The sequence below is a fragment of the Nitrospirae bacterium YQR-1 genome (assembly GCA_039908095.1).
Classification (GTDB): Bacteria; Nitrospirota; Thermodesulfovibrionia; order Thermodesulfovibrionales; family Magnetobacteriaceae; genus Magnetomonas.
Window position 1 is genome coordinate 1 of sequence record JAMOBJ010000004.1, and the last position, 24058, is coordinate 24058.

General features: G+C 41.2%; 25 protein-coding genes and 2 pseudogenes. 8 read left to right on the forward strand and 19 right to left on the reverse strand.

Annotated features, from left to right (window positions below; translation table 11 throughout):
- Positions 1-352: 352 nt before the first annotated feature.
- Positions 353-448 carry a transposase gene (locus H7844_03685; GenBank protein MEO5356385.1) on the forward strand — a complete coding sequence of 32 codons (96 nt, stop codon included), beginning with the start codon at positions 353-355 and terminating at the stop codon, positions 446-448.
- A pseudogene (locus tag H7844_03690) lies at positions 433-690 on the forward strand (IS3 family transposase). Before H7844_03685 ends, H7844_03690 begins: the two are co-directional and overlap by 16 nt.
- Here H7844_03690 and H7844_03695 read toward each other — a convergent pair.
- A complete protein-coding gene (locus tag H7844_03695) occupies positions 687-851 on the reverse strand; it encodes a hypothetical protein (GenBank protein ID MEO5356386.1) in 165 nt (54 codons plus the stop codon). The pseudogene H7844_03690 and the gene H7844_03695 sit on opposite strands and share 4 nt — an antisense overlap.
- Positions 852-1342: 491 nt before the next feature.
- Here H7844_03695 and H7844_03700 point away from each other — a divergent pair, with 491 nt between their 5' ends.
- Both H7844_03700 and H7844_03705 read left to right on the forward strand, forming a co-directional pair.
- A complete protein-coding gene (locus H7844_03700) occupies positions 1343-1660 on the forward strand; it encodes a hypothetical protein (protein MEO5356387.1) in 318 nt (105 codons plus the stop codon).
- A 191-nt stretch (positions 1661-1851) separates the two neighbouring features.
- A complete protein-coding gene (locus tag H7844_03705; GenBank protein MEO5356388.1) occupies positions 1852-3030 on the forward strand; it encodes a CHASE2 domain-containing protein in 1179 nt (392 codons plus the stop codon).
- Positions 3031-3058: 28 nt separating this feature from the next.
- Here H7844_03705 and H7844_03710 read toward each other — a convergent pair whose 3' ends face one another.
- The 8 genes from H7844_03710 to H7844_03745 form a co-directional block, all read right to left on the reverse strand.
- Positions 3059-3157, reverse strand: coding sequence for a YjbQ family protein (locus H7844_03710; protein ID MEO5356389.1), 99 nt, complete (start codon positions 3155-3157; stop codon positions 3059-3061).
- A gap of 380 nt (positions 3158-3537) precedes the next feature.
- On the reverse strand, positions 3538-4527 hold the full coding sequence (locus H7844_03715; protein MEO5356390.1) for a methyltransferase domain-containing protein: 990 nt from the start codon (positions 4525-4527) through the stop codon (positions 3538-3540).
- A gap of 35 nt (positions 4528-4562) precedes the next feature.
- Positions 4563-4832, reverse strand: coding sequence for a cupin domain-containing protein (locus H7844_03720; GenBank protein MEO5356391.1), 270 nt, complete (start codon positions 4830-4832; stop codon positions 4563-4565).
- 19 nt (positions 4833-4851) lie between these two features.
- Positions 4852-5271 (reverse strand): secondary thiamine-phosphate synthase enzyme YjbQ, encoded by a 420-nt coding sequence (locus H7844_03725; protein MEO5356392.1) that lies wholly within the window; start codon positions 5269-5271, stop codon positions 4852-4854.
- Between the two features lie 3 nt (positions 5272-5274).
- Positions 5275-6480 carry a glucose-1-phosphate adenylyltransferase gene (gene glgC / locus H7844_03730; GenBank protein ID MEO5356393.1) on the reverse strand — a complete coding sequence of 402 codons (1206 nt, stop codon included), beginning with the start codon at positions 6478-6480 and terminating at the stop codon, positions 5275-5277.
- Positions 6481-6488: 8 nt separating this feature from the next.
- Complete coding sequence (locus H7844_03735; protein MEO5356394.1) at positions 6489-6830, reverse strand: DUF1844 domain-containing protein; 342 nt, start codon at positions 6828-6830, stop codon at positions 6489-6491.
- A 290-nt stretch (positions 6831-7120) separates the two neighbouring features.
- A complete protein-coding gene (locus H7844_03740; protein ID MEO5356395.1) occupies positions 7121-7420 on the reverse strand; it encodes a hypothetical protein in 300 nt (99 codons plus the stop codon).
- A gap of 75 nt (positions 7421-7495) precedes the next feature.
- Positions 7496-9334 (reverse strand): tetratricopeptide repeat protein, encoded by a 1839-nt coding sequence (locus H7844_03745; GenBank protein ID MEO5356396.1) that lies wholly within the window; start codon positions 9332-9334, stop codon positions 7496-7498.
- 106 nt (positions 9335-9440) lie between these two features.
- On the opposite strand from H7844_03745, the gene H7844_03750 reads away from it, so the two are divergent.
- On the forward strand, positions 9441-9896 hold the full coding sequence (locus H7844_03750) for a hypothetical protein (GenBank protein MEO5356397.1): 456 nt from the start codon (positions 9441-9443) through the stop codon (positions 9894-9896).
- A 45-nt stretch (positions 9897-9941) separates the two neighbouring features.
- Here the strand turns inward: H7844_03750 and H7844_03755 are convergent.
- A pseudogene (locus H7844_03755) lies at positions 9942-10220 on the reverse strand (site-specific DNA-methyltransferase).
- Between the two features lie 93 nt (positions 10221-10313).
- Between H7844_03755 and H7844_03760 the strand changes: the two are divergent.
- Positions 10314-10949: a hypothetical protein gene (locus tag H7844_03760; protein ID MEO5356398.1), complete on the forward strand. Its 636-nt coding sequence runs from the start codon at positions 10314-10316 to the stop codon at positions 10947-10949.
- Between the two features lie 2 nt (positions 10950-10951).
- Entirely contained in the window at positions 10952-12532 is a 1581-nt protein-coding gene (locus tag H7844_03765; protein MEO5356399.1) for an HDOD domain-containing protein, read from the forward strand.
- A gap of 61 nt (positions 12533-12593) precedes the next feature.
- Here the strand turns inward: H7844_03765 and H7844_03770 are convergent, their stop codons facing one another.
- The 9 genes from H7844_03770 to H7844_03810 form a co-directional block, all read right to left on the reverse strand.
- Complete coding sequence (locus H7844_03770) at positions 12594-13259, reverse strand: glycosyltransferase family 2 protein (GenBank protein ID MEO5356400.1); 666 nt, start codon at positions 13257-13259, stop codon at positions 12594-12596.
- A gap of 266 nt (positions 13260-13525) precedes the next feature.
- Complete coding sequence (locus tag H7844_03775) at positions 13526-13846, reverse strand: rhodanese-like domain-containing protein (protein ID MEO5356401.1); 321 nt, start codon at positions 13844-13846, stop codon at positions 13526-13528.
- 78 nt (positions 13847-13924) lie between these two features.
- Positions 13925-15214, reverse strand: a complete 1290-nt coding sequence (locus H7844_03780; protein MEO5356402.1) for a diguanylate cyclase — start codon at positions 15212-15214, stop codon at positions 13925-13927.
- 25 nt (positions 15215-15239) lie between these two features.
- The gene (locus tag H7844_03785) at positions 15240-16550 is read right to left on the reverse strand and encodes a serine/threonine-protein kinase (GenBank protein ID MEO5356403.1); all 1311 of its coding nucleotides are present in this window, start codon (positions 16548-16550) and stop codon (positions 15240-15242) included.
- A gap of 162 nt (positions 16551-16712) precedes the next feature.
- Positions 16713-18059 carry a sigma-54 dependent transcriptional regulator gene (locus H7844_03790; protein MEO5356404.1) on the reverse strand — a complete coding sequence of 449 codons (1347 nt, stop codon included), beginning with the start codon at positions 18057-18059 and terminating at the stop codon, positions 16713-16715.
- Between the two features lie 3 nt (positions 18060-18062).
- Positions 18063-19697 (reverse strand): ATP-binding protein, encoded by a 1635-nt coding sequence (locus H7844_03795; protein MEO5356405.1) that lies wholly within the window; start codon positions 19695-19697, stop codon positions 18063-18065.
- A 2-nt stretch (positions 19698-19699) separates the two neighbouring features.
- Positions 19700-20794 (reverse strand): type II secretion system F family protein, encoded by a 1095-nt coding sequence (locus tag H7844_03800; protein MEO5356406.1) that lies wholly within the window; start codon positions 20792-20794, stop codon positions 19700-19702.
- A 96-nt stretch (positions 20795-20890) separates the two neighbouring features.
- Positions 20891-21322 carry a MerR family transcriptional regulator gene (locus H7844_03805; protein ID MEO5356407.1) on the reverse strand — a complete coding sequence of 144 codons (432 nt, stop codon included), beginning with the start codon at positions 21320-21322 and terminating at the stop codon, positions 20891-20893.
- 333 nt (positions 21323-21655) lie between these two features.
- Positions 21656-21940 carry a hypothetical protein gene (locus H7844_03810; protein ID MEO5356408.1) on the reverse strand — a complete coding sequence of 95 codons (285 nt, stop codon included), beginning with the start codon at positions 21938-21940 and terminating at the stop codon, positions 21656-21658.
- Between the two features lie 395 nt (positions 21941-22335).
- Between H7844_03810 and H7844_03815 the strand changes: the two genes are divergently transcribed.
- Positions 22336-24048 carry a nitrite reductase gene (locus H7844_03815; protein MEO5356409.1) on the forward strand — a complete coding sequence of 571 codons (1713 nt, stop codon included), beginning with the start codon at positions 22336-22338 and terminating at the stop codon, positions 24046-24048.
- Positions 24049-24058 lie beyond the last annotated feature (10 nt).

A 24058-nucleotide genomic window follows, 5' to 3' on the forward strand; every position in this document is an offset into this window, starting at 1 on the left:
TTGCAGCGTGTTCCCTGATGTCTAAGGCTGCCGCCGTGGTGCTTCCCTTTACTCTGTTGCTTTTTGATTTCTGGCCGGTTCAGTTGATGAATTGAAGGAGTTTTTGATGAAGAGAGTGTGAAATATCGTTATCAGATTACATCCTTGTGTTTATTTTAGAATTATTGCATTTTCAAGTGGTAAAAAGTCACTTGCTTGTCACATCTGTTTTTGTTAATAAGAGTTCTGGGATGTGCTTGACGCTAAAATCTGATTATTCTTAAATTATCGCCACCTCAAGCGGTATTGAGTGATCTTCCCCCGATTCAATGGACAGTTAAATAAGATAGAATACTGAAAAGGAGGTAAGACAATGGAAAGGCGAAGGTATGATAAGGAGTTCAAAGCAGAGGCCGTACGACTGGTGGTGGAAGGAGGCAGGAAAGTTTCTGATTTCGGGATGCTCTGAAGCAATACGGAGTCATTCAAAGTATGAGTAAAAAAGGAGACTGCTATGATAATGCCGTAGCCGAGTCCTTTTTTCATACGATAAAGACTGAGTTAATATTCAATGAAAATTATGAAACAAAGTCACAGGCCAAGAGTAGTATATTCGAGTATATAGAGGCTTTTTATAACCGTCAAAGAAGGCATTCCAAAAATGGATTGTTAAGCCCTATTGACTTCGAACTCTATAATGGGGTACCTTAACTTTGTGTCCACTGAATCGGGGGAAGATCATCAACTACTTTAAAAAAACTCCTTAGAACGGCTGCCGTCTCCTCTCTTATATCAACACTGTCCTCGGCATATAAGACTGTAATTCCATTAGCGTAATTTTTTAATTTTTCTATTGTCATCATTTTATCCATTTCGCCTTCCCCCTTAATTGTATATGCACAAATAATGCCAAATAATTATACTGTGAAAACATTAAAAAAATAACCATTTATGGATTGTTATGTTATTGATGGAAGGGGAAATCTGTACATTTTGTAAGGAGCATTGGTTTACATTTTTTAAGCTATAAAGACTGATACCAGGTTACATTCAATCGCTTAACCTCATTGGCATCGTCAAAAGCTCCTCAACACATTTTCACTCTGGTATTACACGCTATTGTTTGTAGTTTGTCTTATTTTTTAGGTAAATACAACAATTACATAATTTCAAAACATAATAAAAATCTTTTGGAAAAAGAATATTGTGAAAAATTTGCGCTGTTTTAAAAAATTATCACATTTTACATGATTACTTTATAAACCATGATAAAATAAAACAGAAGAAAGAATGAGGTGTAAAGCACAATGTCATTATAAAATGACATATCTTTTAAAATCTTTTTTAAATATAGGAGGACTTTATGGGAAATGCACATCGTTATATTCAAAATCCAGTAACAGGCAAATTAGAAGGAAGAATTCAAATCAGCGATAATCGTGATAATATTACTAGTTCTTCAAAAGGGCAGAAAAAAATTGATTATATTCAGGATCCAGAGACAGGCCAAATGAAAGGGAGCAGAAAAAGCAGCGATAATAGCACTAATGCTTCAAAAGGTCAGAAAGGTTCAAGTAAAAGTGCGTCTGATAATACAACTACATATCCATTATTAAGAGGATATAAACCTCCATTATTAGGAATGCCAGCGGTAAGAATACCTGGAGGAGGAACTCGATAAGTTTGCAGAGAACAATTTAACAATTTCTTGTTAAGCAACCTTTCTCCATAGGAGCAACTTGTTGGATTGCTCCTATGGAGAAAGGTATACCGTATAATAATGCTGTTAAAGTTTCAAAAATTTGAAAAAAGCTAATTTAATAATATAATATTGTAATATGGAAGTCCATAAGTGAGTAAATCATTATAAAGGTGAAAGAGATTCTAAAGAATAAATATTATTTCCTGCTATCCCTTTTAATAGTCTATTTCGTGACAGACGTTTCGTTTATAATCAAAGAAAAACTTCCCATAATTGACGACTACCTTTATGGCAGGCGATTTCCAACTAAAAGCAAGGGTACTACTCCAGTACTGATTGTCGCTTTCGATGACGAAACTGTTAAGCGCTATGGTTATGAACGCTCTGTGTTTGCCGATGCTATTGAGGGGATTCTTAAAGGAAAACCAAAAGTACTGGGTATTGATAATTTTTTTTGCCGTATAAGAGATTTAAAAGAAGATCTGAAACTTATAAAGATACTTGAAAATGCTGAATCCAACATAGTGCTTGCTTATTTCAGTCACGAATTAGATAGCTTTTTATTACGACAAATTAATCCCGAAACACATGAAAGTATTTATAAAAACAATAACAACGTTACTCTTGCAAACGTAAGAATAGCGATCCCTTCAGAAAACAATGAAATAACTGCCTTTGATATAAACCCGGATTATTATAGTTACGAACAGTATCTGCCTTTTCCTATGGAGGTGGTAAGTAAATATGTTGGAGGTGCGGTTTATGCCCCGTATGCAGATGCCGGCTTTGACTTTAACACGGCTGGAATAAGACATTGTAAACTTGGCGATATGATGATACCTTCTATGTACGAAAGCATCCTTGACTATTACACTTTTATTAACTATACGGACAGGGACTTTCCCTCGATACCACTTTGGAAGGTTGATGAGACAGATTCAACGATTTTCAAAGACAAAATAGTGTTAATAGGGGCAAGTGCACCATTAGCCGGCGATATAGTGTCAAGTCCTGTTTCTAAAAAAATGCCCGGCGTTTACATCCATGCCTATGCAATAGACATGTTACTTAACAGGAATTTTATTACCCCTATAGAGTTAAAACACCAGAAAGTGATGGCATTTATAGCGACTTTCATAATTTCTTTAATAGTGATGTTTATGAAAAGGTTACCGGCTTTTTTAATTACCATTTTTTCGGTGACAGGGATAAAGTTCCTAACTGATCTGCTTTTTTATAATTATGAGTTATACGTATATTTTACCCCTTTCCTATTTGACCTGCTCCTTACAAACCTGTTAGTTATCGTTTTAAAATTACGATGTTCCCCAGAAAAAATGGACACATAATTAAGATACACCATCGGATTTCGAGCTCTCATCCTTCTATTATTTTAACCGCCACCTTAATGCGGCGCAGGCCGTCAAACTCACAGAAGTAAACCGTAAGCGTCAAGTAAACCCCATCTTTTTTCACACAAGTATGACACCTCTACTTATTTTTTTGAAGATGGGGTTTACTTGACGCTTACACTGTTAACATAAAAAAATGTGGGTGGGGTTAACTTGACGCTTACCATACGGCACGTAAAAGTGAAATATAACTTCAATCCATATGAGACCTGTAATACAAAGTCTTAATGAAGGTGTGATGCCGTGTCTTTAATAGGCATTTAATAGGCTTGAGCCGTATGAGGGAAAACTCTCATGTACGGTTCTTAAGGGGGAGGGTTTGCAAGAACCCTGACCTACCTGACAAAAAACGTATAAGTACCGGGGGATGGCGCCATAGCACCACCCCCTGAATTTTTAACAGTCACTCAGTAAGCAAACTTATTAGTTCCATCCCAGGTACGGTTATAGCTTAACAGCATTTCCTACAATTCCGTTTGCACCTAAAAAAACATCTATGCCGGTGAATTTCTCCGGTGAATTTTGAAACCATTGTAGCACATCTTCAAACCTCTGGGGCAAATCATACTTAGGAGCCAAAGCATCAAAAGTGTCCATTACCGCCCACTCTATCAAATCCCTGTAGCCCTTCACTCTTCCTGTGTAGTTCCAGCATGGGATTACAGAGCCTAAAAACCTTCCCAGATAAGGTATTCTCTTAAGTACAGTGTCAACCGGAAACCACACGGGAATATATGCACGTAAGATTTTTAATAATAATTCCCTGTCCATCCTTGTAGTTACAGGCCGCCATATGTACTTGGATTTCCAATGCTCGATTCTACCGTCCTTGAGGTAGCAGTCAACTGATATTTTACCGCCGGGTTTGAGGGCTCTTACCAGAGAATAAAAGGCGGCCCTGGGGTTGGGAGTATGCTGAAGCACACCATAACAAAACACTTTGTCAAAATAATTTTCAGGAAAGGGAATATTAAAAATGTCTCCCTGAAAAGCACATAAACGGTCATTTAAGTTGTTTTCATAACAAACATCCACAGCATTGCTGTAGTCAAAGGAATACGTCAAAGCACCGGTTTTTAAAATAATCTCGGTAAATCTGCCGGCACCACATCCGGCCTCCAAAATCTTTGTGCCTTTCATCTCCACGGGCTGCCATTTCGTGCCGTTGTAAAAACGCCTTTGAGATAAATCAGTTAAGTTGCTGCTGTCAAGTTGAGTTTTCCTGAAAATGTTCCATTGATAACCAAATGTTTCAGTATAGTCCTGACTCTTAACAAAACGAGGGATGAAATTAGTTATTTCCACCCTCTCACCTGATTTTTCGCTCAAAAGATAACCTGTTTTGACCCTGTCACCTTCTATCTCACCAGCAACCAGTGTATATTTCTCTTTGCTCTGAGGTGATACAAACTCATCAATGAACTCTTTATTCATAGGAAAATAATTTTAACAATCTCCCGTTAAACAAACTATTTAAAATTATAATGTTTTCTGACAGGCTCTTTAATTTCCCACGTGCAGGCAAGCCCCTTAGGGAAAGTAACAAAATCACCCTTTCCAAATTCCACTTTTTTACCATCCTTTGCTACAACCTCAACCTTTCCCTCCAGTATATAGCACTCCTCTGTACTGTCGTAAAACCAGTCAAACTTAGACACTTCCTTGCTCCATATAGGCCAGTGTTGAATTCCCCTTTCTTTAAGCTCTTTCTCTTGCGGTTTTATAACAGAAACTTCCATTTTTGAATCCTCCTCTTTATTATTGTCCGATAATGTTTACAACAATGCTTCTGCTTCTGGGCCTGTTGTCAAAGTCGGCAAGAACAATTTGCTGCCATGTGCCCAGATACATAGAGCCGTCCTCGAAAGGAATAGTTAGTGAGGGACCGCTAAAGGCAGCCCGTATATGACTGAATCCGTTAGCATCCCCCCACGTGGCATCATGAGCGTATGAGGCTTTTGAAGGAGCAATTTTTTCATACAAATTCGTCATATCCTTAATTAATCCCGGTTCGTACTCAAAAGTTGTAATGGCGGCGGTTGAGCCTACGGCAAAAACAGTGACTATGCCCTTTCTGATGCCGGAGTTGCTTAAAACCGATGCAACGTGGCCGGTTATATTTATTAAGTCACAGCAGCCTTTTGTGCTAAATGTCAGGGTTTCGTTAATGACCTCCATAACCTATATGGACCCCGTCTTAGGAAGTATCCCTATGCCGCACTCATCTACGTGCATTTTAAACCTGTCCTTGTCTTTATCAAACCCCAGGCTTTCACCCTCACCAATTGTGTTGTCCTTATCGATAATGACCTTGTTGAGTTTGCAGTTCTTTTTGAGGCGCACGTTTTCGAGTATTATGGAATCAGTTATTTCAACGCCGTCTTCAATGGTAACACCGCTTCTTATGAAGGAGTTTTTAATAACGGCGCCTTTAATAGTAACACCGTCTGAAATAAAAGAGTTTTCAATGCAGCCGCTTATAATCTTAGCAGGCGGCACCAGCGACATAGCCGGATGAATCGGCCACTGGGGATTTAATATGTCAAAAACCGGTTTTTCACCAAGCATATCCATATGTGCCTCCCAGAAGGCCTTTATAGTACCGACGTCACGCCAGTAGCCGGGCTCCTCGTAGGGAGCAGTGCCGGGAATCACGTTTTGAGAAAAATCGTAGGAGTACAGATTGATCTTATTAACAAGATGCGGCAAAATATGGCCTCCAAAGTCATTTTCGTTTCTCTTTTGTGCCTCTGCCAGAGACTCTATCAGGATATCGGTATCAAAAATATAATTTCCCATGGAAATATAAGCCTTGGAAGGGTCACCAGGCATAGGTGACGGATTTTTAGGTTTTTCCTCAAATCTTTCGATTTTACCGTCTGAGGCGGTCTTGATGACTCCAAAAGCTGAGGCCTCCTCTATAGGCACCGGTCTTGAAGCCACGGTAACTTTAGCATTTGATCTGATGTGGAAGTCCAGCATTTGGCTGATGTCCATTCTGTAAATATGGTCGGCACCGAATATGACAACATGAGTTGGTTTGTACTGCTGAATCAGGTTTACATTTTGCAGGACAGCATCCGCAGTGCCCTGAAACCAGTCGGTTCCCTTTCTCATCTGTGGCGGCACTATGGTGATAAACTGGTCTCTTGAGACTGAGGTCTGGCTCCAGTTCTCCTGAACATGCTTTATCAAAGACTGTGATTTGTACTGTACCAGCAGGTATGTGGAGAAAATCCCGGAGTTAATCATATTACTTAAGACAAAATCCACAATTCTGTATCTCCCCCCAAAAGGAACAGATGGTTTTGACCTTATGGCCGTAAGCGGAAATAACCTCCTTCCCTCTCCACCGGCTAAAACAACCGCCAACAATCTCTGATGCATGTTACCTCCTATTGCTGATTTATTATATTAACGTAAGATATTTTCAACTGGTAGATTATCTCATTGATGTGCTTCAGTTCAGTTTCATTGAGGTTACCCCTTGTTTTCTCTTGCAGCATGACTATCGTATCAATCAGGTGCTTTGCCATTTCAGGGTTTACCTCCTGCTCATAGTCAGGGGCTTTAACAATGCCGAGATGAATCAAAGCATTACCGCTCAAATTCATTATTAAGTTAATAAAAGTCGGCTCCGGCAGCTCAATACCCTCTAATGAGTCAACAAACATATACTCATCGGCAGGGATGTCGTCAGCTCCATTGTCCCGTTTTAATCCGTCTTTAAACATCATAATTACCGGAAACTCCGTCTGTACATATATTTATGTCTGCAGCCACTGTCAGCCATAATCACGACCTTTGAGACAGTTTGCTAAGCCGGCTCAATTATAACACATACACTGCAGACATGCAAAACATATCTGCTTAAAAAAATAACCTCCTGCAGCTTGCTGATACCAAGTAGTAGTCAAAAGAGTAACGAGGTGGCAATGAGAAAGCGACCTCCCCTCATAGGGGATTCCCCTTTAAGGGAGACGTCAAGGAGCTTTCGAACAAGCCAACAAAGTTAATTGAATGACTGCTACTTGGTATTAGGATATTTTTCCGAGAGGTACTTAATAATTATTTTAGCCTCTTCGTCGGTTATATTGCAGCCATAACCCAATTTCATTCTTATCACGGTATCTTTCCACTCTGAAGGGGTCTTTTTTGCACCCTTAGGCCTGTCTGTTGAATGACACTGGTTACACTTTGATTCAAAAAGATTTTCAGGGTCAACCGCTTCGTCCGCTAAAGTTAAAACCGGATGTAACATAGAGAAAACATATGCCAACCCAAGCGCCAAAATCCCGCTTATTACTCTATTACTAAACTTTTCCATATCAAAGCTCCTCCTTCTGATTCTTCTTAATCTTTAAAATCCGGTTTTCTATAAAAGTAACACCCCGCTGGTTTTTCATGGCTTTTTACCAAGCCCCTCAACTGTGTGTTGCAGGATGTCTCTGAGGGTTTTAGAGTCAGGATTCAGTCTGTATGCAGACATAAATTCGGCAACCGCCTCGTTTCTCTTGCCGGTCTCCCTCAGAAGCAATCCTTTAAGAAAGTGCGGCTCCCAATCAACCGGATTTAGCTTTGAAGCATGAGTTAAGGCTGAGATTGCAGTATCATATTTTTTCATGCCTCCATAGGCCGCCCCAAGGTTTTTATATACTTCCCAGTCGCCATTGTTTTGCTTTATAAACTTATTTAACCATTGTGCCGCCTGCTCATACCGGCCATATTTCAGTAAGGCGCCGCCTGCTTCCTTATAAAGACCAATATCGCTGTTTTTCTCACTAAAAGATATAAGCACACTGAAATACTTCTCACTGTCCTCACTGCTTCCCTCCATCAACAGGGCTAACCACATGTTGAAATTCAATTCCCTGTTATATGGACGAATCTTCAAACCTTTTTCAAATTGCATCCGCGCTGCGGTAATTTTACCTGCTTTCAGAAGTGCCTGCCCGTAATTGTTATGGGCCACGTAGTTACCACTTGTGACTTCCACTGTGTGCTTAAACAGTGATATTGAATCTTTCCAGTAGGTTGTTTGTTTATAAGTCAGAAAAACCAGCGGAGGCACGATAATTAAGCTGATTATAATTTTCACAGTATTATGAAAGCGGATATTTTGCAGCAGTTTTCCGATACCCCAGGCAAGGGCTATAAAAACCCCAATCTCAGGAAGGTATGCATATCTGTCCGCCATCCTTGCAAGTCCAACCGGTATAATTTGAATGACCGGTAAAAATGTTCCAACATACCATAACCACCCCATTGCAGCATATTGCGCCTTAGCTCTGAAGACTATGACAAGAGCGGTTACGCCCCCAAGAACAATTGCCGCCACTATTGCCGGGATAAGTGAGTTAACATCGTTATAGGGGTAAAAGACGGTAAAACCTTCCGGTATAAACAGTTTTTTGAGGTAAGTGAAGTAGGAAATGACGGCATTTGAGAGTCTGTGGGTTAGTGGCAGCTCTTCAAAAGAGATAATCGTGCGGGATTTTTCCTGAATTAGTGTTATGATTACACTTCCTGCAACAGAGATTAAAATAAGCGGGATTTTCTCAAATATCAGCCAACGCACCATGTGTTTTTCTTCCTGGTACAGAATGCCGTTGTGGAGCACTCCGATTTCATACCTTCTCAGCGGCCAGAAATCAAAAAGCAACAGAGTAAAGGGAAGCACCACGGCGGCAGCCTTAGACATCAGGGAACACGCTGCAAGTAAAAGTAAAATTATATAGACCGGCATATTTTTATTTCTTATGTAAGAGACATAAGAAAACCACGAAAGAATCATAAAAAACATAAACAAAACATTTTTTCTTTCTGCAATCCATGCCACCGATTCCACATTTACAGGATGCACCGCAAACAACGCTGCAACAAACGCACTTTGCCAAAGTCTTTCCGTCACATCAAATAAAAACAGAAAGAGCAGAATGACGTTTGCAATATGAAAAAGCAAACTCATAAGATGGTGACCGGCGGGGTTTAGCCCAAATATCTGAATGTCGGCCATGTGGGAAATCCACGTTACAGGATGCCAATGCGAGCCGTGGGTGGTGCTCAGTGCCCACTTAAGATTTCTTATAGTTAATCCGTTTCTTATATGTGGATTTTCAGTTACATATTTAAAATCATCATAATTTACAAATGAATTGTTAATAACATTGAAGTATGCCGCCACAGTTATAATGATAAGCCCCAATATCGCCGACATCCTTAAGTCAACTTTGGAGCCCATATGCTGATAACCTTTCACAGCATAATTATAAGTAAACATAAAAGAGGCGGTCAATGTGTACAATTTTTTTGAAAAAACCAACCTAATTATGTTTTAATATAAGCGTATGAATTATGAGTATATAAACGACTATTTGTATTTTGTATTGAAACCGTATAGTGCAAGGTCAGAGGGACCCTGGCTCTACTGCTCCGGCGTTAACACATCACTCTTTCTGCCGATAACAACCGGTAAGCATCGTTTCGGCCAAAACCCTGTCGTCAAGGGGCTTCAATCATTAAATCTCAATGTACGCTCCTTTGCTATCTCTAAAGGTGCGCAGCCGGCACCTGTAAAAACAAGCGATTGTGCCGGTATAATCAGCGGCGGCACAGATATGTGGAGCACGGAGGCGTTTCTGATTGAAAACGCAACGGAGGTGTTTCTGAATGGATTATTTGAATTTGCCGTTAAGGATTTTCTCAGACTTTCATTACCCTTATGCTTTCCCGACATAAAGCTGCCGGAGGAGTTTCTACCACCCGATAAGCTGCAAAGTTTTATTGAAGCCCTGAAATGTTAGTGCCCTGTCCATGAAATCAAAAATGAACTCCCTTGCTTCAAAACATTAGAATGTGTTCAGTTTTGTCATTAGAGATTCGATTCTTTGATTTGCTAATTTAACATAGGATGGTTCGATTTCATATCCGATATAATGTCTATTGTTTTTCAATGCGCTAAGACAAGTAGTGCCGCTGCCGCAAAACGGATCAACAACAACATCTTTTTTAAACGTATATAGCTGAATCAATCTGTGCGGCAGCTCTTCAGGAAACGGGGCAGGATGCCCAATGCTTCGAGCTGAGACTGCCGGAAATGTCCAGACGCTTTTTGTCCACAACAGGAAGAGAGATTGCTTGGAGTCTTTTTGTTCTTATAAGAGTGATATTTTGTACTTTACAGGCATACATGTTATACTTGTCTTACGGAGACCTGGAAAGTGTTTATAAAAGTGAATTTAACTGTTTTGATAATATTAGGGAGCGTTCTGCTGTTTTTTATAGCAGCTACGTTTTATTTTTATGTTAAGCACGGGGTTACGGAAAAAAAAATGTTGAAGGAGATAGAAACCCTCAAAGCAGGCTTTAGCAATGAGTTTAAACTACTCCGGAAAAAGGCACTTGACTCAGAGCTAACCCTTGATGACATGATAAAGAAGTACAACAACCAGATGGCAGTTTTAAAAAATAGACTTGCTGAAGCTGACAAAGCTGCAGAGCAAGCCTCTGCGGCAAGGAAAAACACTGTATCAAGGGAAAACTCAGCTGTAAAAGAAAACACTGTGGTCAGAGAGCAAAACTCTGTGATTAAGAATCAACACTCTTTAATTGTTGAGTTTAAGGATATGGTAACTGAGATGATACGGCGGTTTCATACTGTAGCGGAGTTAAATAACCACCTTACCAACCGCCATAAGGCTAAGGCTGAGAAATCCGAGGCGATTAAATCAATAGTGACAGATTTCCAAACCGGCAACAGAGAGCTCGAGGTGCTAATAGATGTGCTGGAACAGGAGGTGTTATCTCTTGATGGTAAACTCAAAGGGCAAGTCTCAAAATCTGAAATGAAAGGATAACAATGGGAAAGAAAGAAGATACAATAGAAATACTGAAGAAGAAACTGGAAGACCTGCAGGAACTCCCCGCTGCCTCTCATACCATAAAGTTAATCAGCAAACAGGCTACATCTAAAAGTGACGCTACCATTACGGAGTTGACAGATACGATTCTTAACGATTTTGCATTAACCAACAAAATTCTGAGAATCGTCAATACCGCTCAGTACATAAGGGCTCAGTACGGAGGCAAGATTAACACAATTTCAAGAGCCGTTTATGTTTTAGGCCTTGACCATATTAGAAACGCTGCCCTGTCTCTTATGCTTTTTGAAAATATTGAAAACAAGTCACTGGCCGCTGAGCTAAGAAACGTGATGATGGGAAGTTTTCTCAGCGCTGTTATTGCCAGAGAAGTCTCTAAGGCTATAGGTAACCGTAACGTGGAGGAGGCGTTTCTGTGTTCTATGTTTTTTGACTTAGGCAAAACTCTGGCAACTTATTATATGCCTACAGAGGCAATCAAAGTCACGGAGTTTACCAAGGACGGGGTTGCAGAAAACAGCGCTTCAATGAATGTTTTTGGGATTTCTTACGAGAAAATCGGAATGCTCATGGGCAAGGAGTGGCTTCTTTCACCTCAGATAGTTTTCAGCATGCAAAGGCTCAATGAGCCTGAGGTTGCTAAACCCGAAAATGATTCAGACTCAATAAGAACCATAGTGAACTTCTCCAGTGAACTGTGTCGGGCAGTCGGTAACGCATCAAAGGGACCTGATGCATGGAAAAAAGCCGTCTTAAAACTTATGAATAAATACAAAAACTGTTTTACCATAAGTGAAGAACAACTCATGGTAATCCTCAATAAGTCTTATGCTGAAATAGACGGCTACGGAAAGGATTTTAATGTAGATGTAGGCCGGATTGGTCTTGCAAAGTCACTAAAGGATCTTCTCAAAAATAAACAACTACTTAGTGAGGCTCCGGAAATCAAAGATCAGGCCGCTGTAAAGCAACAAGACTATAACAGTAAAGACGGCGTGCAAATGCTTGAGTGTAAGGCCACCATGTTTGGCCGTGGCGAAAGCCCTGAGTTGATATTTTCCAGGGGAATTCAGGAAGTAGCTTCCTCTCTACTGGAGGACTATTCACTAAACGATGTGCTGAGAATGATCCTTGAAATCATGTTCAGGGGGCTCAATCCTCTGCGAATAATAATATCAATAAAGGCGTCGCGGGAAAACGTCATGGAGGGCAGGTTTGGTTTTGGAGAGAATGTTGCGGTGATAATAAATAATTTCAGGTTCTATTTTGGTGATGCATACAAAGATGTCTTTAGTGAATCGCTGCACAATACCTCAGATATCCTCATAAATGATGTCAATGACGACAGATTAAAAGACCGGATACCCAGTTGGTACAGAAATCTCCTGGACTCGGAAACATTTATGTTGTTTCCTATAAAGGTTAATAAGGTACCTCTTGGCCTTATTTATATTGATAAACCCATAGCCGGTGACTTAGTGGTAGATCAAAACACCCTCAGATATCTGAAAACACTGCGCGATCAGACAATTTTAGCTATTAAACAAAAATATAAATAAAACGTAAGCCGGTGCAGGGTCACACCTGACCTAAAGATATTCCATGTTGAAGTGCCAGGCGTTAAAGTAAATATTTAACCAGAGAATAGCCATATCTAAACCACACTTTGGATAATTTTATTTTAGAGTATCCGGCCTTACGTTTATACTCATGTGAGGGTACCTCTGAGAGTTTAAATCCGCCTTTAAGAGTCTTCATAATCATTTCCTGTTCGATAGTGGTAATGTTTTCTTTAAGTTTTAATTGTTTTGCCACATTTGTTCTAATAGCTCTGAAGCCGTTTTGGGAATCGCTTATTCTGACCCTGTAGCGCCAGTTGATGCAGGCTGTGATAAAAGAACTTCCCATTAGTCTGAAAAACTCATCAAAGCCGCCGTGGAGTTCACTTGAGCCGCCAAGCAGGCGTGAGCCGGTAACGTGGTCAGCCTCGCCCTTAACAATCGGCTCAATAAGTTTAGGGATGTCATTTGGTTCATGTGAGCCGTCAGCATCTATAAAGACGATAATATCACCCCTGACCTCTTCTATGGCCTGCCTTAGTGCTGCTCCCTTGCCCCTGCCGCTGTCGGTTATACATTTAACAGACATATTTTGTGCAATCTCTCTGGTTCCGTCTGTGGAATTGCCGTCAATGACAATAATCTCATCAGAGTGCTTCTTGCAGCCTTCTATCACTGCACCAATAGTTGCCGCCTCGTTTAACGTAGGAATTACTATAGTTACCATCTCTGTACAGGCCTTTTTGTAGTTTTTTTTTGTACCTAACGACAATATTAAAAAATTACTAATCTATCTGTCAATGTATCCACCTGTTTATTTTTATTGATACCAAGTTGCATTCATTCGATTAACTTTGTTGGCTTCGTCGAAAGCTCCTTGACGTACGCTCCCCTAAAAGGGGAATCCCCTGTAAGGGGAGGTCGCTTTCTCCTTGCCGCCTCGTTACTCTTTTGACTGCTACTTGGTATGAGCGATGGGCAACTTGGTATAAATCATTTAGCCTCGGTGGGGTACTTTGCCTTTTCCCATTCTGTCCAGCCGCCTTTTAACGCATATACTTTCGTGTAGCCCATCTTCAAAAACTCTTGTACCAAACTGGCACTTGACTCCTCACTGTGTCAGGTACAATAGAATACCAGCGTTTTGTCTTTTGGATATTTATGCGCCCACTGTCCAAACATAGCAGGATTTTCCCTCACAGCTCCCTTAATCTTAATCTTGCTTGCGTTGTAAGCCATCTGCGAGCGCACATCAATCACTGTCACATCTGCAGAGCCAAGTTGTTTTTTGAGCTCCTCTTTTGTTACTTTCATCACACCGCCCGCATCAGCTGGGGTTATGGTTATAAGAGCAAGAAACAAAAACACAGTTCTTATCATCTACAGCCCTCTCTAAGTAAGACTTTTATCATAAACCTTGTCGGGTTTCTTTGTCTGTTTTTGTTGATACATAAGCCTGTCGGCATATGCCATTAGCTCATCCATTGTGCAAGTGCTCTCAGGCGTGCATTTTGCCACACCCACACTCAGCGAAAGGTTATAATGTCTAATATGCTTTTTGTTGAACTGTTCAACTGCAGCGTTAAGCCTTTCGGTTATTGATGTTTCGGAAAGCGATGATTCATCTGTAATAAGTACCACAAACTCATCCCCGCCCAGACGGGCTATTATATCCGATTCCCTGAAGGTTTCCCTTAAAACTCCCGCTGCATCCATAAGCGCCGTATCACCGGTCAGATGTCCGTACGTATCGTTTATATATTTCATACCGTCAACATCTATAAAGACAAGATATACATCACGTTGCATACGGCGGGATACCTTCAGGTATTGCTCGGAAAGCACATAGAAGCCCCTCCGGTTGTGCAAATCCGTTAGACAGTCGGTTATTGTCAAACGATGGAGCTTTGCCTCCAACCGCTTCCGCTCACTGTGATCCTTAAATGTTAAAACCACCCCAATCAATTGCCCCATGTCATCTTTTATCGGTGCTGCACTCTCACTTACAGGCACTACCCTGCCCACGGCTGTTGTTAATATATGGTTTGTAAACGTAACGGACATTTTTTCTGTTATAGCTCTTTCAACAGGATTGTCTATGGTTTGCCCTGTTGATTCATCTGTAAATGTTATTAGTGAGGGCAGGAATCTTCCCACTACCTCTGAGGAGGAAAAACCAGTCAGTTCCTCAGCCGCCGGATTTATAAACGTGATAATCCCCCTTGCATCTGTAGTTACCACACCGTCTGCTATACTTACCAGAGTGGTGTATAATAGCTGCTTGGTCTCATAAATGCTTTTTTCCATTTTGTGTTTACAAAGGGCCATCTCTATGGCATTGCGAAGCTCCTCTTCCCTGAAAGGTTTAAGCATATACCCGAAAGCGTCTGCGGATGTGGCTCTGGCAAGAATCTCCTCGCTTGAGTATGCTGAGAGGAATATCACCGGTATTCCATAAGTCTGGCGGATATGCCGGGCCGCTGTTATCCCCTCCATTTTACCGCCAAGCATAATATCCATGAGAATCAGATCAGGCAGCTCCGCCTTTGCCCTGTTTATAGCGTCCCCGGCCTCAGATGATATGGACGTTACAGCATAACCCATAATCTCCAGGCTGCTCTTTATATCTAACGCTATAATACTCTCGTCCTCAACGAGCATGACTCTGACTTTCTCAGCCATCGGGGTATATCCCCCTTTTTTTATTTCACACACTTTCTAAGGAGCGCTTTAAGCGATCCCTTGCAAGCTCCTCGGATGTCCTTGTCAGGCGCTCTATCAGTGTCCTTAAAAAAACCTTATTGAATCTGAGCTGACAATGCACTGAGGCCTTGTCTATCAGTGTGCCGTTTACTTTAAGAAGAGATACTTGTGTGGAGGATATGATATCCGCTGTCCTGCGGGATTTTGATAGATACCCCATCTCTCCGAAACAATCTCCAACTTTGAGGTTAACCAAAACTTTGTCTCCTTTCAACACCGATACCTCTCCGGAGACTATTATGTAGAAGGATTCATCTATATCTCCCTCCGTTATTATCCTCTGTTGCTGTTCATACTCTACCCAGTCGGAGGCTTTTATAACTTCCCACAATTCAGAATTGTAAAAATCTTTAAAGAATTCCAGTTTTTTAAGTTTTTCAAACTTCTCCTGCTCTTTAATTCCTTGTCCGGAGTGCTTCAGAGTTCTGTAGGCATGGCTTATATCTGCGGCAAAATCAAGCCCTCTCTGGTACCGGTCATCCGGATTTCTGCTTAGCGCCTTTTTAATGATATTTGCAACCGTCTCCGGTATCTCCGGCCGTATCTGCCGTATCTGTATAGGGTCCTCAGTTATTATTTTATATATGAGGCTGGATACATTGTCGCCGCTAAATGGAGGTACCCCTGCTAAGAGCTCAAACAAAACCACCCCTACAGAGTACAAATCAGTGCGGTTTGTCAGCTCCTCTTCCTTCACCTGCTCCGGAGACATATAAAGCGGAGAGCCAAGAAAACCCGTTACCTGAGTCTCATCACCCTTTACTATCTGAGCCACACTGAAATCCCCCAACTTTACTTCCATGTCCTTTGTAAGCATTATGTTGCTCGGTTTTATATCTCTGTGAATAACACCAAGTGCATGGGCATAATCAAGTGCCTTACAGCATTTAAATATTATAGCAAGTACTTTCTCCTGTGGCAGAAGGCTGGGGAGCTTAGAGAAATCCCTCAGGGTCTTCCCACCCTTTATATATTCCATAACAAGATAGCTATAGCTGCCCTCCATTCCTGCATCATAAACGTGGACTATGTTTGGGTGGTCAAGCATACCGGCAACCCGGGCCTCATTAAAAAACATCCTGCTATACCTCTGGGAGTACTCCTTATCCTGCATCATCTCAGACAGCGCCACTTTCAGGGCTACCTCCCTGTCTAAAAACGGGTCAAACCCCCTGTAAACCACCCCCATGCTGCCACGGCCTATCTCTTCCTTTACTTCATACTTGCCAAGTTTAGTTATCTTAGTACGTACCAAATCACACTCCTGCTAATCTTTGATTTAACATAGCAAAAAATACGGTTATTTGGCAAGTTTATATTAAAACCTAAATGTATGCTCATATAGATTCTTTAAGATGAAATCAATATTGATTCTCATGTGGGTTGTATCTCTGCTAAGAAACTCCCTCCCAGGTGTTCATTCAATGCCGTATTTCTTAAGTCTGTGCCTGAATTGTCGAAACGATATGTTAAGATATTTAGCCGCATCTGTTTTGTTTCCGTGGGCTATCTCAAGGGATTTTTTGAGATACAGCTTTTCTGTATCCATCAATATGTCATCAAGAAAAACCCCTTCCTGCGGAAACTCTATAGAAATAGCCTGCTCTTTGAGCTCTGCAGGGAGTTCATCTTCTGTAATTGTTTCTGCCTCGGAGAAGGTGAGCACTCTGTCTATGATGTTTTCAAGCTCTCTGACATTCCCCGGCCATGAGTATTTCATAAGAGCATCTACGGCACTGTTGGAAAACTTTCTGCCGGTTATGTTGTTTTTTTCCAGAAAGTGATCAATGAGTATAGGGATGTCGTCCCTTCTGCTTCTCAAAGGAGGAATGTGAAGTGGAATAACGTTTAACCTGTAATAGAGATCACTTCTGAATCTACCTGCAGTGGATTCATCTTTAAGAATTTTGTTTGTTGCCGATATTACTCTGACATCAGTCGTAAGGTCTTTAGTTCCGCCGATTCTTCTGAAAGTGCCATCCTCAAGCACCCGAAGCAGCTTTGCCTGTAGTGAAAGGGGCATATCTCCGATTTCATCCAAAAAGATGGTGCCTGCATTTGCCACTTCAAAAAGCCCCTCTTTGTTTGAGGAGGCCCCTGTAAAAGAGCCCCTCATGTGGCCAAAAAGTTCACTCTCTAATAGACCCTCGGGCAGGGCTGCACAGTTTATCGCCACAAAATCATTTGCACACCGTTTGCTTAGCTTGTGAATGGCATGGGCAAGCAGCTCCTTACCGCATCCGGTCTCACCTGTTAATAACACATTTGAGTTGCTATCGGCCACCCTCGGAACCGCCATCAGAAGGTCCTTCATACTCTTACTCTTGCCCACTATATTTTCAAACCGGTAGCTGCCCTCCAGTTGGTCTTTCAAGTTTTTTACTTCCCTGCTCAACCGCCTTTTTTCAAGAGCTTTTTTTATTATTAACCGTATTTCGTCTATCTTAAATGGTTTATTTATATAGTCGTAAGCTCCGGCTTTCATCGCCTCTATGGCATCCTCGGTTGTTCCAAAAGCTGTTATCATTATTACAATTGTCTCGGGAGACTGCTCTTTCACTCCTTTTAAAACCTCAAATCCAGTTTGCAGCGGCATTTTTATATCTGTCAACACTATGTCAAATATGTCTTTCTTTACAGCTTCCAACCCCTCCTTACCGTCATAAGCGGAGAACACCTCATATCCCTCACCCTCTAAAAGCATTCTCAGGATTTCATTCATGCTCCTTTCATCTTCTACTATTAGGATTTTCCCAAATTCCATATATCAGCCTCCAGGCAAAAAGATGTCAAACGTGGTACCTTTTTGGGGAATACTTACTACCTTTATTTTCCCCGAGTGCTCCTCTATTATTCTGTACACTATGGCAAGGCCTAGGCCCGACCCCCCTCTTTTTGTTGTATAAAATGGATAAAATATCTTTTTTAAAACATCACTTTCTATCCCTGTTCCTGTGTCATTAAAGGTTATTTTAATAAAACTTCCGGCGGATTTGACTGAAATATTAAGTTGCCCGCCGTTTACCAGCGATTGGAGGGCATTTATCCCGAGATTCAAAAACACCTGCTTAATTTTATCCTCATCACAAAGGATTAGAAATACCCTCTCCGGCTCGTCATAGTTAATGCTTATCTGCCTGCCACCCTCTACATACGTTATTACTGAGGTACGCAGCATGTCCACACTCTCACGCAGCACCTTGTTTAACTCCGCCATGGCCAGATTTGGAGGTTTGGGGCTTGAGTATATAAGAAAATCCGTGATAATCTTATTGAGTCTATCCATTTCCTTAATGGCGATGTCCATAATACGAGTTGTACGCTCAGGTTTAAGCCTGCCGGAGAGACTGTCTTCACGGAGCATTTCAACTGAGCTTCTTAATGCCGCCAGGGGGTTTCTTATCTCATGGGCAATGTTTGCAGAAAGCTCTCCAATGGCCGCCAGTTTTTCCTTTTCTTTCATATCCCTCTGCAGCTCGGTTATCCTTGTTTGATCCTCAAAGGCTATAACAAACCCCATAAGCCGGTCGGAAGTATTTATGTGTGAGGATATCTTCATTTCTATAATTTTCTCGCTCTCATCACTGTAATCTGTAATTGTACCCTTAAAAATTCCGTTGGAGATTGGAACAGGCACAAACTTAAAAATATCTTCCAACGTTTTCTCAGTTGCCGTTTTTCTTGAAATGCCGGTGATTTTTTCGGCAGGCCTGTTAAAGAGTACTATATTGCCTATCTTGTCTGTGTAAATTAACCCTGCCGGTATGTTTTCTATAACCTCCAGATGAAAGGAATAGAGGTCCTGAAAATCGTTTTCAGCTTGTTTAAGAGTACTGGAGGTTTTTTCAAGCCTGATAAGAAGGTGACGGCTCAAGTAGGCGGTAAGAAAGAGAGCCGTTATATTAGCAAAGATGTTATAAAAGAAATCCTGGCCAATTAATACAGGTGAGTATGGAACTTTTAGTACCCGGTAAAATTGCAGCCCGATAAGCACACCATAGCCGATTGAGTTTAAAGATGCCGTTACCATAATTGGAGGCCGGCCAAGCGTTACACCTGCCGATATTACATTTACAAGCAAAAGAAAGGAAAACCAGCTGTCTATCCCCCCTGTTATGATAATTAGAAAAAGAATTAAAAAGATATCAAACACAATCTGAAAATAAGTAAACAAGTAAAACCTGTCGCCTGTTTCAACATCGCGGGTCTTTTGAAGCCTCTTGAGTATAAGTAGATAAAGAATTGTCAGAATGAATATGAACACTGCAAGGTTGGAAAGCAAAACAGGATATGGAAAAATGGCAAACTTCCCGCCATAGAGGAAAAACGATGCAAGCAAAAGATAAGTGATAAAGACCCTGAGAAGTATCAGTGCCCTGACTTTTCTTATCTCACCAATCAACTTTACTTAATGAGCGTGACCATCTTGAAGATGGGCAAATACATGGCAACAACGGTAAAACCTACAGTTCCGCCAAGAAAAACAATCATCAGAGGTTCCATAAGAGCTGTCAGGTTTGAAACTGTGTTGTCAACCTCTTCATCATAAAAATCCGCTATTTTAGACAACATAGCATCCAAAGCTCCGGTTGACTCTCCTATTGCTATCATACTGGTAACCATGGGTGGAAAAACTCCAGCTTTACTTAGTGGGTCAGATAACGCCAACCCCTCCGTTACCGCGCTCCTTACCGTGTATATTGTTCTTTCTACAACTTTGTTGCCGGAGGTTTTTGCGGTATTTTCAAGCCCCTCCAAAATAGGCACACCGCTTGAGATTAGCGTGCCAAGGGTTCTTGTAAATTTAGCAACAGCCACCTTCCTTATAAGAATGCCAAATATGGGCAATTTCAATAATATCTGATCCGTAACGTATTTTCCCTTATCGGTACTGCGAATCTGTTTATAAACAAACACGGCAGCCACCACAACTACAACAATCATTACGCCGCCCCAGCCCGCTATAAAACCACTCAGTGCTATAATCACCCTTGTCGGGGCAGGTAGCGTACCTCCAAGTGTGGCAAACATCTTGGCAAATGTCGGTACGACAAATACCATAATAACGCCTATACAGATAACCGCTATTGAGATAATAACAATCGGGTAAGTCATAGCCCCTTTTACTTTCTTTTTAAGCCTCATGGATTTTTCTATATAATCTGCCAGTCTCTGGAGCACGGTATCAAGAATACCGCCCGTTTCACCCGCCTGAACCATGTTGGCATAAAGTTCGTCAAATACCTTAGGGTGCTTTTTTAAAGCATCGGAAAATGTCGCACCCCCTTCCACTTCTAATTTCATTTCACGTATAATATTCTTGAAGAAAGGATTTTCCGATTGCTCAGACAGTATATCCAGTGCCTGCACAAGTGGAAGTCCTGCATCAATCATTGTTGAAAACTGGCGTGTAAAAACCACTAAGTCTTTATCACTTACAGAGCCTCCCATTGAAAAACCTTTTTTCTTAGGCTGCCCTGCCACCTTTACTTCCGCCATCTTTTCCTCCTTATCCTTCCGGTTCAGTTGAAAAATATTTTACATTAAAATCATAATTTGTACTTATAATTTATTAAAAATTAAGCCACATGTAAATTAAGGTTTTTTGAAGTTTTTTAAGTAAACTATACAATCCTCGCAATTTACCCCGTTTTCCTTGATACATCTCTTTTTGCTTAACTCCCAGCATGACATAGACTTATCAACAAAAGCTGAACAAATACTTTTCTTTTGCTCAGGACAGCTTGTTATCTCCCAGCATGGAGCATAGTCCAGAAGGAGCTTTAAACCTTCAATACTTATCTTTCTCTGGTGAATCAGGTCTCTTATGCAATGCAACCACTTAACGTCATTTTCCGAGTAATATCTGTTTTTATTTCTTCTTGCCGGTTTGATAAGCCCGTGTCTTTCGTACAATCTCAGTGTCTGATCGGTTATGCCTACCAACTCGGCAGCCACTCCGATTGCATAGAGGGGTAAATCATTTTTGTGCAAAGGTGAATTCTTTTTTGTTTCCAGTTTTTTCATATACCTTCCCTTCAGCACCTATAATAAAGTAATTAGTAATTGACATTACCAACATTAGTACTAATATAACCTATTAGAATTAAAAAATCAAGAAATTTTTGGTTCCTTTCCGTTTTGTGTGGGTAAGAATATTAATAAAGGGGGTTTAATACCAAGTAGCAGTCAAAAGAGTAACGAGGCGGCTGGGAGAAAGCTACGCAGAGGTACTAATACCATGTTGCAATCAAAAAAGTAAATGAGAAGAACCACCCCACCCTGCGGGCCCCCGCCTTTTTAAGGAGGGGTGGGGAAGGCACCTCGTAAGGTAACGGCCGGTGCCTTCCATAAGTTCCCTTATGCTACCTGATAAATTCTGACCTCGGGTGTGGCCTTGATGTACGGTTTCAGAGCCTCAACCACATCTTTATTAAACAGATCGCTGGTAAGGTATGCCTTAGCTGAATCCACAGTGTCAAAACCGTGCAGCACTTGTACATCCTCATCACGTACGAGTAATTCCTTAGATTTTGCGCCGGTAATGCCGCTTAAAAAAGGTTGTTTATACTTTGTATATACACCTGCTGCATTAGGCCTGTCTGCTGCATCAATTTTCAATGTTATTTCAAGGTATGCGCTCATAGTATCTCCTCTTTTGAAATGTTTTTTGTTTAATGACAACTAAGCTGTCTTTTAGTGTTATCTAAGTGTTATATTAAATCATATTATTTGAGGTTTATAATATGATTTGTAACATATTGTACAAAAATACTAAGCAGACCATCATATTTTAACACAGTGCAAATGTCTGTGACTATCAAAAATTAAATAATGCAGAAGCAACATCTTAGTGACTTAAGTTACATACCCAATAGTGCGCTTCAGTATAGATTTATGAAATGTTACTTTAGTAGCCGGGCTATTAAAGTGAGACATGAATATAATAACAACTGTGAGTTAATTTTGTGACAACGACGTTGTCTATGAACATAAAAAAAATAGGGGGTAAATAAGGAACAACCGTTCTGAAACAGTCTATGGTGAAAAAAAGTAAAAGTCTTTTAGTATTGTTAGTGCTGGCGATATTAGTGTCCTCAGGGGCATATGCTGAGGACAAAAAAACCACAACGGCAGATAAGAAAGCCACCGCAGATAAGAAAGCCACTGCGGATAAGAAAGCTACACCAGAGAAAAAGCCGCCTCCCCCAATAACAGCGGCTGAGATGACAAAAGCGACAGGGATTTATTTTGACAGATGTGCAGGTTGTCACGGTATGTTAAGAAAGGGAGCTACAGGTTCTGCTCTTACGCCCGACAAAATGGAAAACATCGGAACTGAAAATCTGAAGTTAATCCTGACAAACGGATTACCCGGCGGTATGCCCGACTGGGGTAAACAAGGTGTTATGCCTCCTGAGGAAATTGATCTGGTAGCTCGTTATATTCAACATGAGCCACCGTCACCTGCTGAGATGTCTTTAGAGCAGATGAAGAGCTCAAGAAAGGTGCATTTGCAGCCTGACAGCAGGCCAAAGGCGCCGGAGCATAATCGTGACTGGCAAAACTTCATGGGTATCATCTTAAGAGATACCGGAAAGGTTGCCATTGTGGACGGTGATACCAAAGAACTCGTAAATATTGTAGATACCGGATTTGCCGTGCACATACTAAGATCCAGCGCATCCGGCAGATATTTCTACTCTATCGGAAGAGATGGAAAAACTACGCTCATCGACCTGTGGCTGAAAAAACCTGATAAGGTGGCGGAGGTAAAAACATGCTATGACGCAAGAAGCGTTGACACAAGCAAATACAAGGGAACAGCCGGCGACTTTATTGATAAGCTGGCTATTGTAGGCTGCTACTGGCCGCCAAGTTTTGTCGTGCTTGACGGTGAGACACTTGAGCCTTTGAAAATAGTAAACACCAGCAGCTACACCTATGATACCAACGAGTTTTTAAGAGAAGCGAGAGTTGCTTCCATCGTTGCATCCACGCATGATCCTCTTTGGGTAGTCAATATAAAAGAAACCGGACAGACATGGCTGGTGGATTACTCTGACCTTAAAAACCTCAAGCTTGCCGCCATTGACACGGAGAGATTCCTTCATGACGGTGGATGGGATTCAACGCAAAGGTATTTCCTTGTCGCTGCAAATATGAAAAACACTGTTGTTGTTGTAGATACTATCGATAAAAAGCTTGTAGCGAAAGTAGAGACCGGTGTGAAGCCGCACCCTGGACGCGGAGCAAATATCAAACATTCCGAATTAGGTCCGATATGGTGTACAGGCCACCTTGGCGACAACACAATAGCATGTATTGGCACAGACCCTGTAAACCATAAAAACAATGCATGGAAAGTCGTAAAGAAAATCAAACTGCCTGGCGAGGGCGGCGGTAATCTCTTTGTCAAAACACATCCTAAATCTGACTATATGTGGGCTGACAGACCGTTAAATCCTGATGCTAAGCTCCAGAGATCCGTATTTGTAGTTGACAAAAAGACACTTGAGGTTGTAAAAACAATCGAAATGCCTGATAAGTATAAGGGCAGGGCGGTACACTTTGAGTTTAACAAAGCCGGAGACGAGATTTGGGTATCCGTTTGGGGTAAAAAGGCCGATACAACAGCTCTGTTGGTTTATGACGCAAAAACATTTGCTATCAAAAACGAAATCACAGGCGACTGGGTAAGGACTCCTACCGGACACTTTAATGTTTACAATACAAAAGATGACATCTATTAATCACTCAGTT

Coding starts and splice junctions, on each gene's coding strand:
- H7844_03685 (MEO5356385.1), top strand. CDS start 353: ATGGAAAGGCGAAGGTATGATAAGGAGTTCAAAGCAGAGGCCGTACGA.
- H7844_03695 (MEO5356386.1), bottom strand. CDS start 851: ATGGATAAAATGATGACAATAGAAAAATTAAAAAATTACGCTAATGGA.
- H7844_03700 (MEO5356387.1), top strand. CDS start 1,343: ATGGGAAATGCACATCGTTATATTCAAAATCCAGTAACAGGCAAATTA.
- H7844_03715 (MEO5356390.1), bottom strand. CDS start 4,527: ATGAATAAAGAGTTCATTGATGAGTTTGTATCACCTCAGAGCAAAGAG.
- H7844_03720 (MEO5356391.1), bottom strand. CDS start 4,832: ATGGAAGTTTCTGTTATAAAACCGCAAGAGAAAGAGCTTAAAGAAAGG.
- H7844_03725 (MEO5356392.1), bottom strand. CDS start 5,271: ATGGAGGTCATTAACGAAACCCTGACATTTAGCACAAAAGGCTGCTGT.
- glgC (MEO5356393.1), bottom strand. CDS start 6,480: ATGCATCAGAGATTGTTGGCGGTTGTTTTAGCCGGTGGAGAGGGAAGG.
- H7844_03735 (MEO5356394.1), bottom strand. CDS start 6,830: ATGATGTTTAAAGACGGATTAAAACGGGACAATGGAGCTGACGACATC.
- H7844_03740 (MEO5356395.1), bottom strand. CDS start 7,420: ATGGAAAAGTTTAGTAATAGAGTAATAAGCGGGATTTTGGCGCTTGGG.
- H7844_03745 (MEO5356396.1), bottom strand. CDS start 9,334: ATGGGCTCCAAAGTTGACTTAAGGATGTCGGCGATATTGGGGCTTATC.
- H7844_03750 (MEO5356397.1), top strand. CDS start 9,441: ATGAATTATGAGTATATAAACGACTATTTGTATTTTGTATTGAAACCG.
- H7844_03765 (MEO5356399.1), top strand. CDS start 10,952: ATGGGAAAGAAAGAAGATACAATAGAAATACTGAAGAAGAAACTGGAA.
- H7844_03770 (MEO5356400.1), bottom strand. CDS start 13,259: ATGGTAACTATAGTAATTCCTACGTTAAACGAGGCGGCAACTATTGGT.
- H7844_03780 (MEO5356402.1), bottom strand. CDS start 15,214: ATGGCTGAGAAAGTCAGAGTCATGCTCGTTGAGGACGAGAGTATTATA.
- H7844_03790 (MEO5356404.1), bottom strand. CDS start 18,059: ATGGAATTTGGGAAAATCCTAATAGTAGAAGATGAAAGGAGCATGAAT.
- H7844_03800 (MEO5356406.1), bottom strand. CDS start 20,794: ATGGCGGAAGTAAAGGTGGCAGGGCAGCCTAAGAAAAAAGGTTTTTCA.
- H7844_03805 (MEO5356407.1), bottom strand. CDS start 21,322: ATGAAAAAACTGGAAACAAAAAAGAATTCACCTTTGCACAAAAATGAT.
- H7844_03810 (MEO5356408.1), bottom strand. CDS start 21,940: ATGAGCGCATACCTTGAAATAACATTGAAAATTGATGCAGCAGACAGG.
- H7844_03815 (MEO5356409.1), top strand. CDS start 22,336: ATGGTGAAAAAAAGTAAAAGTCTTTTAGTATTGTTAGTGCTGGCGATA.